Genomic DNA, 12,999 nt, shown 5'->3' with positions numbered 1-12,999 from the left:
CCTTCAAATGTTTACGGCAGTCGCCACGGCGCTGCGGTTACCAAGCGCGATAGCACGATTACGAACTTCGCCTTCATTCATAGACCACGTGTGGAACCCTTCCTGCCGGCTCCGATAGCGAGCGAAATTGAAACCGTCCAGAGCAAGCACGCCGATGCCAGCGTCATAGCAACGCCGAATGAAATCGCTGTCGGATCCACCACGCCGAAGGCTCGAGAACGGAATACTTTCAGACACGTCCCTACGGGCCGTTATCGTGCCACCCGCTACCAAGGCCGCGGTCGACTCCGCCGCGGCGTGCCAGAGATGCGCATGACTCGCCCAAACCGGATCCCAGAACAGCTCATCGGTGCTTTCCAGATACGCAAACATGGGTGGCTTTCCCGCCACATCGAAATCCATATAGCGGCGCGCGAGCATTATATCTGTCAAGTAATTGGGGCCATATAGATCGTCGTCATCGACCTTGGTCCAGTAGTCCGATTCACTGAGTGCAATGCCTGCGTTCAGGCATTCCCCCAAGCTGTGGTGGGAAGGCATGGAAACCATGCTTATGCGCTCTTCCGGGAGCACGAGCGCCCTCGCTGCCGCGAGATCGTGGTCACCATGGAGCACGATCACGAGTTCACGGTTCTGATAGAGATCCGCACGGAACCGCTCGATACAGCCGCTCAGAAGTTGCGGGCGCATCGTGACGAGAACCATTGCTATCGAGGGAGCAGGGGCCAACCGCCCCCGCCCAATTCCAAGATCTAGCGAGATTTGATCCAGTCGATCGGCCAGGCAGTGGCCGGACAACAGTTCGCGGCGGCGGCGGTGGACTAATGTCGAGCGCATGAGTTCGCTCCCCTGCACTGCAGACGCAAACGTTGCTGCACACTCTCCCGATCTACCAAACCCGCTGCCCGGCTTGATCGAACCGGAAGCATTGCTGTCTACCACTGCGGCACCGCCGGCGGCTGCGCGCATCATTGCCTGGTTGCGCTGCCAATCAGTCCGCAAGCCCCCGTCAATGAACAGTTCCAGGGAGGAGACTTTCAGCAATGCGCTCTTGGCTAATTCATCCACACAGCCAATGGTCCTGGACGCCGAGGGCTCGTGATCCCGAATACGGACGCCACCAAACTCCCACTGGCTTTCACAGATTTGTACATTGGGAGCAATACCGGTGAGTACCGACCAATCTACTCGCCTAGTTGAAACGTCCCACCAGCCGTCGTAAATCGCGCGGCTCGGACCCGCCCCGACAGCCCGTAATAAAGCCTGACTCCGTACGGGATTGTGGAGCGCCGGCTGAATGAAGCCCGGCAGAAGAGCGCATGGTCTATCGGCGTAGTCGACCTTCAGTCGCGCCAACAGATCATCATCCACCGCATACAGTACGTTAGCGAAGGCACCAAGCCATGCAAACTGCTCGTAATTCGCAACAACTTCCCTGAACCAAACAACAGTTGGAATCTTCAGTCTCGCGCAGTACTCGAGCAGCCCCCGGACTTCATCTGTACCACGACCTTCCCGCACCAAGGCCGTAGACCAGCCACTCTCGCCCGCGTCCCATACGGTCTCGACGAGCAAATAATCAACCTCACCCTGCTGCAAGTCGTCGCGCCAGTTGCGCTCGGTGATTCTCGAAACTAGAGAGTCGAATTGAAGTTCATGCGCCAGTTGGTCGCTGCCGACGAATGCAATTCGTGGAGCTTCCGAACCCGGTCGTCGTGCATTGGCAACATCCAAAAGTGGCCGCATCGCATACGAGGCATCCACAAGCGAAAATAGCTCGTTGGACTCTTCGGGTGGAGCAGCGTGGTAGCGCCTGATTTCAGGCGGGACTTCAGCAAGCACCAGACTGGACCTAGCCTGGAGAGAATCCACCGAGCCCCGGCTACGCTTCAAAGCGGCTTTAATCGCACGGAGCGGTGCTGTTACCCGCCAGGATGTGCTCGACTTCAGACCCTCGTTTTCCGAGCGCGCTGCTTCCAGCTCTCTCTGCAGAACATGCACGGCCTTTTGCAGCTGGATCAGCGACTGTTCTTGGGGAGCGACCAAACCGGCTGCCGTATTGTCGCGCCCCTCGGGGTGATTCCCCTTTTGCCTTTCGCTCATTGCACGACACCCCGAATCACATTTTCATACGCCTGTGCGAGCGCTGCCCAGCTGCGCTCGGAGAATTGCGATCGACCTGGAGCTTGTAACGTGTATTCCTCTACTCGCGAGCCCAGGTCTGAGAGCAACTGCATGATGTCGCGGGTCTCGTTGCACACGACCCAGCCCAAGCTCATCCGCTCGATCTCTTTGGCAACGAGGTCACGCCCGGCCTCTCCGATATGCAGAATCGGCCGCTGGGCCCCGAGATATTCGTAGAACTTTCCGGGCACTTGCGAATCTCCCCCGTTGCTGATGTTAATCAGGACGTGGCAGTACCTCTGCCAACGGAGGGCGTCACTATGCTTGAGAAAACCTAGCAGGCGAATAGAGCTCGGTCGCTCCGCCGCTGCAGCCTTTACATACTCCGGCACGCTCATGGAGGCGATGTTGAGCCGTACATCTCCCGAAGCAAGGACAGCATTTATCAGCTCCTCAGCCCGCCGGAAAGAGTAAAAGCTGCCCGTATAGAGCAGCTCCCATGGTGCACCGTGACTCGGGCGCTTCAGTGGTGGTCCTGGGGCCAGGCGGTGATCGAACCCCTGCGTTATCACTTCCACTCTTGCCGGCGGCAGGTCGTATCTCTGACGCAGGCACGCCGCAGCATTATCAGTGGTAACAACTATGCCGTCTGCGGAGCGAGCGGTGGCGCCCTCCAGATTCCTGCTGCGTTTAATCCAACGTGGTGGCGTGTACTGCGCCACTATCGGATCACCGAGATCGGCGATCCATTTGAAGCCGCGCCTCTTTGCCAGCAGACCCAGCTCAATGGATGTCGCAGGTTCGTGCGAGCTAATTACAACATCGGGCTCTACTTCCTTCAGAACGCGCGACAGACCTTTGGTGGCTGAGCACTTCCACTCACCCCTGGCATCGGGAAATAGCAGGTATTCCATCGAACTTTGCAGGCACGCCAGTAGTTTTCCCTTCCAATTGAGACTGGGGTTGATTGCCGAGCCGCGAGAAGCGGCTGCGCCCCTCGAGTCAGACCCTTGGGTGGGCCTCCCTGTCTCCATCTTTTTCCGATTAGCAAGCCACGCCAGCCCACCCCTAAGTGGACCGGCAAACGTGCGCCATACGCGCACGCGCTCCGGCACCGCCAGACCTGAGGCGGGCATCCCGATCTCCGGCGTCAGCACGTGGATGTCATGTCCCAGTCCCGAAAGCTCCTGCGTCAGATACATCCAGCGCAAAGATTGCGGCGACGGGCTTGGCGGATACTCATAGGCGACCAACAGAATCCGCAGGGCACGACGACCTGCAAGCGGTGCCCTCATACTCGAGCCACTCACGTCGCGTGCTGATTAGATCCGGCACTCGTTGCAGCGCGGGTAGCGCGCTCTGCAACGGAGGCGCCTCGTTGGCGGATTGAGTTCAGCTTCTCGTACTCGCGCACTGCCGCATCCAGCGGGCCGTAAAAGGCGATCTGTCCTTGATCAAGGACCAAGCCCTTGTTGCACAGACGCTTGGTGAGGGTCTGATTATGGCTTGCCACCACAACGATCTTGCTGCCCTCGACATGATCCGTAAGCCGAGCGCGCGCCTTCTTCACAAAATAGATGTCGCCGGTTCCAAACCACTCGTCCAGCAACATGATATCGCTGCGTACGGAGGTCGCTATAGCGAATCCGAGTCGCATCTTTTGGCCTGACGAGAGAGTCAGGAGTCGTCTGCTCGCTACATCTCGCAGTTCAGCAAAGTCCAGAATCGGATCAACCAATTCCCTGACCTGCACCGCTGGAATCCCCATTGCGGTCGCGCGGAGAAAGATGTTCTCGACGAGGGTTGCCTCGGGGTTGAACCCAATACTCATGTTGAGCAATGCTTGGCGGGAGCCTGTGACGGCGACCGCCCCCTGAGTCGGTCGAAATGCACCCGTCAATGCTCTCAGCAGCGTGGTCTTGCCCGCGCCATTACGGCCTACCAATGCGATGCGGTCACCCTCGTTGGCTTCAAATGTTATGTCCTGCAATAGCGTGGCGAATTGACGCTTGGGAACGGCCGCAGCTGCATTGACCAAGGTGGCCAGCCACCCCCCGCGCTTCTGCTCGGGTTGGACGTAATATGGGACTTGGACTGTCGCCCCGGTCACTTTAATAGAAGCAGCCATTTTGCTCATATCCAAAGCGGTGCAAAGCGTGCATAACGACGATAGAGCACCAGAGCCAACAGCCATCCACCCAGCGTCAAGACGGTGAGATAGACGATGGTCGATACCGGAACCGCTTGACCGAGGATGGGTGCTCGCACAAGCTCGATCAAGTGAAAAGCGGGATTCAACCTCACAAGGATTCCGCCGACACTATCGATGGGAAACCGCTCACCTACCCAGAGTATGGGCGTAAGAAGAAATCCAAGGATTAGAACCGTGCCGATTGCCTCGCCTGTGTCGGGATAACGCGCACCAAAAAGTGCCATCACGAACACCCACCAAACCATATTCGCAAGAAAAACTGGCAGGGTGAGAAAAGCCGTCAGCATCGAATCCCACTTCACTGCCGGAGACCACAAGAGCACGACTACAATGACCGCTGCTCCAACTACAAAATAGAGACTGGCCTTGGCAATGGTTCTAAGGACAAAATCGGTGAGCCGTGTGCGCCCATCAAGGATAAAGGGCTTGTGGGTCCTAAGGACTCCTACGGCTTCATTGGTACACATCACCACGTAGCGCCACAACAGATAGCCCACACCCAGATAAGGGAGATACTCCTCTTTCGGATGGCCCATCACGGCGGCATAGAAATTTCCCAAGACCGTGATCCATATGGCCATGGGAAGAAACATCCAGAGGAGCCCCAGGCGCGTGCGACGGTATTTACAGACAACGTCCAGCCAACTTGAGAACGCCCAAAACTCCGGATGACGAACGCTTTCTCTCAGATCACGTACGAACGAATCACCCGCAGGACTCGCACCTAGCAGATTGCTCATGCGCATCCTTCGACTGCAGTTCGCACATCTGCCATCAGGTCGTCCAGCGCCTCCACCCCCACGCTCAGCCGCACCAGCGCATCCGACAGCCCCAACTGCGCCCGCCGCTCGGCCGGCACCGACGCATGCGTCATGATCGCCGGGTGGTTGACCAGGCTTTCCACGCCGCCGAGTGATTCGGCCAGGGCGAACAGCTCGGTGCGTTCGCAGAAGCGCTTGGCGGCGTCGAGGCCGCCCTTGAGCACGATCGACACCATGCCGCCGAAGCCGTCCATCTGGCGCTTGGCGAGCTCGTGCTGCGGGTGGGACGCCAGGCCGGGGTAGATCACCTTTTCGATCGCCGGGTGGCCCTGCAGCCATTCGGCCAGGGCCTGGGCGTTCTCGCAGTGGGCCTTCATGCGCAGGTGCAGGGTCTTCAGGCCCCGCAGCGCGAGGAAGCTGTCGAACGGGCCCTGCACGCCGCCGATGGAGTTCTGCAGGAACGCCATCTGCTCGGCCAGTTCGGCGTCGCCGACGACCACCATGCCGCCGACCATGTCCGAGTGCCCGTTGAGGTACTTGGTGGCCGAGTGCATGACGATGTGCGCGCCGTGTTCCAGCGGGCGCTGCAGGATGGGCGAGCTGAAGGTGTTATCGACCACCACGATGAGGCCGCGCTTGCGGGCGATCGCCGCGATCTGCGCGATGTCGACCAGCTTGAGCAGCGGGTTGGTCGGGGTCTCGATCCAAACCATCTTGGTCTCGGGCCGGATCGCCGCTTCGAACGCGGCCGCGTCCGCCAGGTCGACCCAGCTGAAATCAAGACCCGCGCTGCGGCGGCGCACACGCTCGAACAGGCGGTAGGTGCCGCCGTAGACGTCGTCCATGGCGATCACGTGGCTGCCCGTGTCGAGCATCTCCAGGATCGTCGAGGTCGCCGCCAGCCCGGACGCGAACGCGAACCCGCGGGTGCCGCCTTCCAGCGCCGCCACGCAGCGCTCGTAGGCGAAGCGGGTCGGGTTGTGGCTGCGCGAGTACTCGAAGCCCTGGTGCTCGCCCGGGCTGGACTGCACGTAGGTCGAGGTCGCATAGATCGGCGTCATCACGGCGCCGGTGCTGGGGTCCGGCGACTGGCCGGCATGGATCGCCAGCGTGCCAAGGCCCTGCTTGTGGGGGCCGCCGTGGGGGGTGTCAGTGCTCATCAAATCCTTCCATCCGCGGCCATGCGCGGTCGCGGATTCTAACATCGGGGCCTGCCCACCCCGCCTTGGCAGGACCTTGTAACTGAACAAGGTGAAGGGCCAAGTGGGCTGGAGTCCCGGGTGCGCTTCGCTTACCCGGGCTACTGGACGCGCCGCCGCAGGTAGTTCAGCAGGTCGATGCGGGTGATCAGGCCGAGGAAGCGGTCGCCCTCGCTGACGATGGCCACGTGGCCGCGGTCGAATACCGGCAGCAGCGACTCGATCGGGGCGCGCACGTCGACCTTGTCCAGCTTGCTCACCATGGCGGTGGACACCGGGTCGCGGAAGCGGTCCTCGTCGCCGTAGACGTGCAGCAACACATCCGACTCGTCGACGATGCCGACCAGCCGGTCGCCGTCCATCACCGGCAGCTGGCTGACGTCGTAGAGCTTCATGCGCTGGTAGGCGGTGACCAGCAGGTCGGTCGGGGCCACGACCACGGTGTCGCGCTGGGAGAACGGGCGCAGGATCAGGTCGCGCAGGTCGCCGGTGGGCTCGCGCTCCAGGAAGCCGTTGTCCAGCATCCAGTAGTCGTTGTACATCTTCGACAGGTACTTGTTGCCGGTGTCGCAGACGAACACGAGCACCTTCTTCGCCTCGGTCTGCTCGCGGCAATACCGCAGCGCCGCCGCCAGCAGCGTGCCGGTCGAGGAGCCACCGAGGATGCCTTCCTTCTCCAGCAGCTCGCGCGCGGTCAGGAAGCTTTCCTTGTCGCTGATGGCATAGGCCTTCTTCACCCGGGTGAAGTCGGAAATCGACGGCAGGAAGTCCTCGCCGATGCCTTCCACCATCCAGCTGGCGGACTTGTCGCTGAGCGTGCCCTCGTTGATGTACTCGGTGAGGATCGAGCCGACCGGATCGGCCAGGATCAGTTCGGTGTGGGGCGAGTGCTGGGCGAAATGGCGCGAGAGGCCGGTCATGGTGCCGGAGCTGCCACAACCGAAGACGATCGCGTCCAAGCCGCCGACCTCGGCCATCTGCGCGAGGATCTCCGGGCCGGTGCCGTGCTCGTGTGCGGCCGGGTTGTCGGGGTTGCCGAACTGGTTGATGAAGTAGGCGCCGGGCGTCTCGTGCGCCAGCCGCTCGGCCATGTCCTGGTAGTAATCAGGGTGGCCCTTGGCCACGTCCGAGCGCGTCAGAACGACCTGCGCGCCCATCGCCTTGAGGTTGAAGATCTTTTCCCGGCTCATCTTGTCCGGGACCACCAGCACCAGCTTGTAGCCCTTCTGCTGCGCGACCAGCGCCAGGCCGATGCCGGTGTTGCCGGCGGTGCCTTCCACCAGCGTGTCGCCGGGCTTGATGTCACCGCGCGCCTCGGCCGCCTCGATCATCTTCAGGCCGATGCGGTCCTTGATCGACCCGCCGGGGTTCTGCGACTCGAGCTTGAAGTACAGCTCGCAGGGGCCGGTATCGAGATGGCGGGCCTTGACGACCGGGGTCTGGCCGATCAGGTCGAGTACGGAGGAAGCAATAGGCATGCGCAGGACAACGGCAGCGCCGCGGACGCCGCGGCAGGCCGGGGGATTCTAAGGGAGGGGGCGGCCGCGCGCCTTGCGGGCCGCCGTCGATGTACGGAACCGGACTGCCGCCGCGGCTGCCGGGAATGGCAGCCGCGGCGGCTCCGGGGCCGCGATCCGGGAGGGCCGACGAGGTACCCCGCCCGGGCCGCGACGTCAGGCCTCAGTGCTGGGCGTCGTACAAACGGACCAGGCGGTCCTTCGCAGCCAGCTTCTCGCGCTTCATCTGCCCCAGGGTGAGGTCATCGATCGGCAGCACGCCCAGTTCGGCGTCCATCACCTTCTTGTCGAGCACCTGGTGACGTTGGTAGAGCTGTTTGAATTCGGGGTTGGCCTTGATCAGCGCGTCGATTTCAGGCTGCGGTTGTTCTTCGAACATGAAAGCCTCCTTCAGCACGAATGCAAACGCCCCGGCCAGGGGCCAGGGCGTCGCGGGGGGATCGCAGGGGCTGTCGGGCGGATGGCCGGGGCCGGGTTGCACAGGCCGGCCGGACGCTGGTGCACGTCGGCAAGGTCCTGCTGCAGGGGCGCTTGGGTCATCGGCTCGACTCATCGCCAGGCGGTTGGAAGCCACCTGGGTATTCGACGCTACTCCTGCATCCCCGGGTCGACAAGCGCAGCCGGTCGCATCGCCGACGGGCGGGCGAGCGCTGGCGGCGCAAACCCGCTCAACCGCGGGAGGGCCGCCGCAGTCAGCTTGGTAAGCGGCCCATAAACCGCGTCTGGCGAGCCTCGCGCCCGCCCGGTTCAGCCGCCCGAGACCAGCACTTCGACCCGCCGGTTGCGGGCCCGGCCCTCGGCGGTGCCGTTGTCGGCGACCGGCTCGTCGGCGCCGTGGCCCACCGCGCGGATGCGCGAAGCCGGCACCCCCGCGTCGATCAATGCCTGCCGCACCGCATCGGCGCGGCGTTGCGACAGCGCGCGATTGGCCTCGGGCTGGCCTTGGCTGTCGGTATGGCCGTCGACGCGGATGGACGCATTGCCGCCCGCCTGCAGGTAGACCGCCAGCGCTTGGACGCTGGCAGCGGCACCGGCGGTGAGCGTGGCCTGGCCCGACCCGAACGCATCGCCACCGAGGGTGTACACCTCATTGTTGCCGCGCTTGCTGGACGGCGGCAGGTCACCTCCGGCCATCAATGCCGCCTCCTCGCGCGCCAGCGCTGCCTCGCGTTCACGCGCAGCCTGCAGCCGGGCGCTCTGGGCACCGGCCACGCCCTCCAGCGCCGCCTCGACGTCCTGCATCGCCTCTTCGCTCGACATCGCCTGTTCGCGCAGGCGCGCGGCCTCCTCGGCCTGGATACGTGCTTCCATGCGCAGGCGCTCGGCCTCGGCGCGCGCCTGGGCCGCGTCCTGCCGGCTGGCTTCGATCAGCAGCTCGGCGCGCTCGCGGTCGAGGCGGTCGATTTCGCGCTGGGCGGCGGCAGTGCCGGCGGCCACCTCGGCAATGCGCACGCGGCGCTCGGCCACGTAGCGGGCACCCTCGCGCTCACGGCTGCCCGCCGCGGCCAGCATTTCGAGCGACTGGCGCGCCTGCAGGCGCTCGTAGGCGGCCATGCCGCTGAATTCGGCGTTGGCTTCCAGTGCCGTCAACCGTTGCGCCAGGTCGGCACCGGCGTCCTGCGCGGCCACCGGGGCGGCCAGTGCGGCCAGACCTACGGCCACCGCCAACGTCAGGGTCATCCGGTTCATTGGACACCTCCCTGCAGGCGGCGCTGAAGCGTTTCGACTTCGGCGCGTCGCTGCGCCAGTTCGGCCTGCGCCACGGCGTCACGGCTCAGCACGTAGGCGAGGTCGGCGTCGGCCGAAGCCGCCAGTGCCAGCCGGCGCGCATCGTCCTCGCGCCCGGAAGCCATGGCTGACTGGGCGCGCAGCAGCGCCTCGCGTGCGGTGGCGATTTCGGCCGAGGCGTACTGGTCGGCGTCTGCGCCTTCGGCACGCACGACGGCCTGCTGGGCCGCGCCCAGCTCGGCCGTGGGCGGCGGCATCGAGGCGCAGGACGCAAGCGCCAGAACGAGCACCAGCGCAAGCGCCGGCCAACGAAAGTGTGCGAAGCTTGAGTTCATTAGGGGTGCCGTGTCGGATGGGGTTTTCGCGCGGCCATTTTGGGCAGGCCGGCGGCGCGCTGGCAACGGTACGTCGCCGTCAATGAGGGGGTTGTGCATGGACATCGGCTATTTCCTGAAGCTGATGACGGAGAAGAACGCGTCGGACATGTTCCTGACCACCGGGGCGCCGGTGTACATCAAGGTCGAGGGCAAGCTGTACCCCCTGGGCAACACCGGCCTGCCGCCGGGCATGGTCAAGAAGATCGCCTACTCGCTGATGGACGAGGGCCAGGTGCCGCTGTTCGAGCGCGACCTGGAGCTGAACATGGCACTCGCCCTGGAGGGCGCCGGCCGCTTCCGCGTCAACGTCTTCAAGCAGCGTGGCGAGGTCGGCATGGTGATCCGCGCCATCCGCAGCGTGATCCCGTCGATCGAGGAGCTGCAGCTGCCGCAGGTGCTCAAGGACATCATCATGGCCCCGCGCGGGCTGGTGCTGATCGTCGGCTCCACCGGCTCGGGCAAGTCGACCACGCTGGCGTCGATGATCGACCACCGCAACAGCAACATCCCTGGGCACATCCTCACCATCGAGGACCCGATCGAGTACCTGCACAAGCACAAGAAGTCGATCGTCAACCAGCGCGAGGTCGGGCTCGACACCCACGCCTTCCACAACGCGCTGAAGAACGCGATGCGCGAGGCACCGGACGTCATCCTGATCGGCGAGATCCTGGATGCGACCACGATGGAGGCGGCAATCGCCTTCGCCGAGACCGGCCACCTGTGCCTGGCGACGCTGCACTCCAACAACGCCGACCAGACGCTGGAGCGCATCCTCAACTTCTTCAACGAGAACGCGCACAAGAACGTGCTGATGAACCTCGCGCTCAACCTCAAGGCGGTGGTCAGCCAGCGCCTGGTCGTGGGCGTGGACGGGCGTCGCATCCCCGCGGCCGAAGTGCTGATCAACACCCCGCACATCCGCGACCTGATGCGCCGCGGCCAGGTGCACGAGATCAAGCAGGCGATGGAGGAGTCGCTGGAGGAAGGCATGGAAACCTTCGACCAGTGCCTGTTCCGCCTCTACAAGGAAGGCAAGATCGAAATGGAGGAAGCGCTGAAGGCCGCCGACTCGCGTGACGGCCTGGCGCTGAAGTTCAGGCTGTCGGAAGGCGGCACCGGCGAGCACGACCCGTATGCGGACGTGTTCCAGTCCGAGCCGTAACCGGCATCGCTTCCGATACGGAAAAGGGCCGCATTGCGGCCCTTGTTCTTTGCAGCACCGGCGTTCGCGCGGGCTGCCCGCGTGTTGGCCCCACTACGGCGCGTCAGGCTGCCGTTCGGGGCGTGCCGCATCGAACTCGTCCATCGCCAGGCACTCGGCCTCGATGCGCGCGATCGTCGGATAGGCATCCATCGAAACGCCGAAGCGCCGCGCGTTGTAGACCTGCGGCACCAGGCAGCAATCGGCGATCGACGGCGTGTCGCCCTCGCAGAAGCGGCCGGTGGACGGGTGGTCGACCAGCAGGGCCTCGATCGCCGCGAAGCCTTCGGCGACCCAATACTTGACCCAGTCCTCGCGCTCGGGCTGGGGCACGTGCCAGGTGTTCTCGAAGTACTGCAACACCCGCAGATTGTTGAGCGGATGGATGTCGCACGCAATGGTGAGCGCCAGCGAGCGCACCCGCTCGCGGTCGCGGCTCAACGGCGGCAGCAATGCCGGGGACGGCCAAGTTTCGTCGAGGTATTCCAGGATCGCCAGCGACTGCCGCATCACGCGGCTGCCGTGCTTGAGCACCGGCACCAGTCCCTGCGGGTTGGCCTCGCGGAACTCCGGCGTGTGCTGCTGGCCGCCGTCGCGCACCAGGTGCACCGGAATGGTGTCGTACGGCAGTCCCTTGAGGTTCAGCCCGATGCGCACGCGGTAGGCCGCGCTCGAACGCCAGTACGAATACAGCTGAAGTTGATCGGCCACGTGTCGGTCCCCAGTCCCCAGGCCCGCTCGACGCGGCCATCCAAGATAAACGGCGCCGGCGGCCGGAAGCGGACCATCCGCCGGCGCTGCGGCTCCGCCGGTCAGGCGTCGGCGCGCTCGATGCGCTGCTCGATCGCACCGAAGATCGACGCGCCCGCCTCGTCCAGCATCTCGATGCGGACGGTGTCGCCGAACTTCATGAACGGCGTGCTCGGCTTGCCGTGCTCCAGCGTTTCCACCGTGCGTCGCTCGGCGAAACACGAGGCGCCCAGCGAGGTGTCCTCGTTGGCCACGGTGCCCGAGCCTACGATCGTGCCGGCCGACAGCGGACGCGTCCTGGCGGCATGGGCGACGAGCTGGCCGAAGTCGAACTGCATGTCGACGCCCGCTTCCGGCGCACCGAACCATTCACCGTTGATGTGGGTGAGCAGCGGCCGGTGCAGCTTGCTGCCCTTCCACGCACCGCCGAGCTCGTCGGGCGTCACGAACACCGGGCTCAAGGCCGAGCGCGGCTTGGACTGCAGGAAACCGAAGCCCTTGGCGAGCTCGCCGGGGATCAGGTTGCGCAGGCTGACATCATTGACCAGACCGACCAGCTGGATGTGGCCGGCGGCCTGCTCGGGGCTCACCGCCATCGGCACGTCGTCGGTGACGACCACGATCTCGGCCTCCAGGTCGATGCCGTACTCCTCGCTGGGCACGCGCACCGGATCGCGCGGACCATAGAAGCCGGCGCTGACGGCCTGGTACATCAGCGGATCGGTGTAGAAGCTCTCGGGCACCTCGGCGCCGCGGGCACGGCGCACGCGCTCGACGTGCGGCAGGTAGGCGCTGCCGTCGACGAACTCGTACGCGCGCGGCAGCGGCGAGGCCAGCTGGGCCATGTCGACGTCGAAGGCACCCTCGGCGCTGCCGGCATTGAGCGCATCGGAGAGCGCGTTCAACCGCGGCGCGGTGTTGGACCAGTCCTCCAGCGCGCGCTGCAGCGTGTCGGCGATGCCGGTGGCGCGCACGGCGCGCGTCAGGTCGCGGGAGACGACGATCAGCGTGCCGTCGCGGCCGCCTTCCTTGAGGGAGCCAAGCTTCATGGGGGGACCTCGATGTGACTGCGCGTTGCGCGATGGTTTCAAGTGTAACGGTTGACCGTGGGAGTCGCGACCGCGCGA

The 12,999-nt window shown here is 64.3% G+C and carries 12 protein-coding genes; 1 reads left to right on the top strand and 11 read right to left on the bottom strand.

The window, feature by feature from the left end; translation table 11 throughout:
* Positions 1 to 3 precede the first annotated feature (3 nt).
* The 9 genes from K6753_RS02430 to K6753_RS02390 form a co-directional block, all read right to left on the bottom strand.
* A complete protein-coding gene (locus K6753_RS02430; protein ID WP_223674581.1) occupies positions 4 to 2,103 on the bottom strand; it encodes a glycosyltransferase family 2 protein in 2,100 nt (699 codons plus the stop codon).
* A complete protein-coding gene (locus tag K6753_RS02425; protein WP_223674580.1) occupies positions 2,100 to 3,419 on the bottom strand; it encodes a glycosyltransferase in 1,320 nt (439 codons plus the stop codon). Before K6753_RS02425 ends, K6753_RS02430 begins: the two co-directional genes overlap by 4 nt.
* An 11-nt stretch (positions 3,420 to 3,430) precedes the next feature.
* A complete protein-coding gene (locus tag K6753_RS02420) occupies positions 3,431 to 4,252 on the bottom strand; it encodes an ABC transporter ATP-binding protein (RefSeq protein ID WP_223674579.1) in 822 nt (273 codons plus the stop codon).
* A gap of 5 nt (positions 4,253 to 4,257) precedes the next feature.
* Entirely contained in the window at positions 4,258 to 5,076 is an 819-nt protein-coding gene (locus K6753_RS02415; protein ID WP_223674578.1) for an ABC transporter permease, read from the bottom strand.
* Positions 5,073 to 6,257, bottom strand: a complete 1,185-nt coding sequence (locus K6753_RS02410) for a cystathionine gamma-synthase (RefSeq protein ID WP_223674577.1) — start codon at positions 6,255 to 6,257, stop codon at positions 5,073 to 5,075. The genes K6753_RS02415 and K6753_RS02410 overlap by 4 nt, the downstream gene beginning before the upstream one ends.
* Before the next feature lie 140 nt (positions 6,258 to 6,397).
* Positions 6,398 to 7,774, bottom strand: a complete 1,377-nt coding sequence (locus tag K6753_RS02405) for a pyridoxal-phosphate dependent enzyme (RefSeq protein ID WP_223674576.1) — start codon at positions 7,772 to 7,774, stop codon at positions 6,398 to 6,400.
* 202 nt (positions 7,775 to 7,976) lie between these two features.
* A complete protein-coding gene (locus K6753_RS02400; RefSeq protein ID WP_223674575.1) occupies positions 7,977 to 8,192 on the bottom strand; it encodes an HP1242/YdcH family protein in 216 nt (71 codons plus the stop codon).
* A 368-nt stretch (positions 8,193 to 8,560) separates the two neighbouring features.
* On the bottom strand, positions 8,561 to 9,502 hold the full coding sequence (locus K6753_RS02395) for an OmpA family protein (RefSeq protein ID WP_223674574.1): 942 nt from the start codon (positions 9,500 to 9,502) through the stop codon (positions 8,561 to 8,563).
* Positions 9,499 to 9,798, bottom strand: a complete 300-nt coding sequence (locus tag K6753_RS02390; RefSeq protein ID WP_223674573.1) for a DUF4398 domain-containing protein — start codon at positions 9,796 to 9,798, stop codon at positions 9,499 to 9,501. The genes K6753_RS02395 and K6753_RS02390 overlap by 4 nt, the downstream gene beginning before the upstream one ends.
* A 175-nt stretch (positions 9,799 to 9,973) precedes the next feature.
* On the opposite strand from K6753_RS02390, the gene K6753_RS02385 reads away from it, so the two are divergent.
* Positions 9,974 to 11,083 (top strand): PilT/PilU family type 4a pilus ATPase, encoded by a 1,110-nt coding sequence (locus tag K6753_RS02385; protein ID WP_223674572.1) that lies wholly within the window; start codon positions 9,974 to 9,976, stop codon positions 11,081 to 11,083.
* Positions 11,084 to 11,176: 93 nt separating this feature from the next.
* On the opposite strand, the gene maiA is transcribed toward K6753_RS02385, so the two are convergent.
* The gene (maiA, locus tag K6753_RS02380) at positions 11,177 to 11,833 is read right to left on the bottom strand and encodes a maleylacetoacetate isomerase (RefSeq protein ID WP_223674571.1); all 657 of its coding nucleotides are present in this window, start codon (positions 11,831 to 11,833) and stop codon (positions 11,177 to 11,179) included.
* Positions 11,834 to 11,934: 101 nt separating this feature from the next.
* Positions 11,935 to 12,921, bottom strand: a complete 987-nt coding sequence (locus tag K6753_RS02375) for a fumarylacetoacetate hydrolase family protein (protein WP_223674570.1) — start codon at positions 12,919 to 12,921, stop codon at positions 11,935 to 11,937.
* Between the last annotated feature and the right edge of the window lie 78 nt (positions 12,922 to 12,999).

This window comes from Novilysobacter selenitireducens (assembly GCF_020026895.1).
In the GTDB taxonomy this organism is placed as follows: Bacteria; Pseudomonadota; Gammaproteobacteria; order Xanthomonadales; family Xanthomonadaceae; genus Lysobacter_C; species Lysobacter_C selenitireducens.
This window is presented reverse-complemented; position numbering and strand designations above follow the sequence as displayed.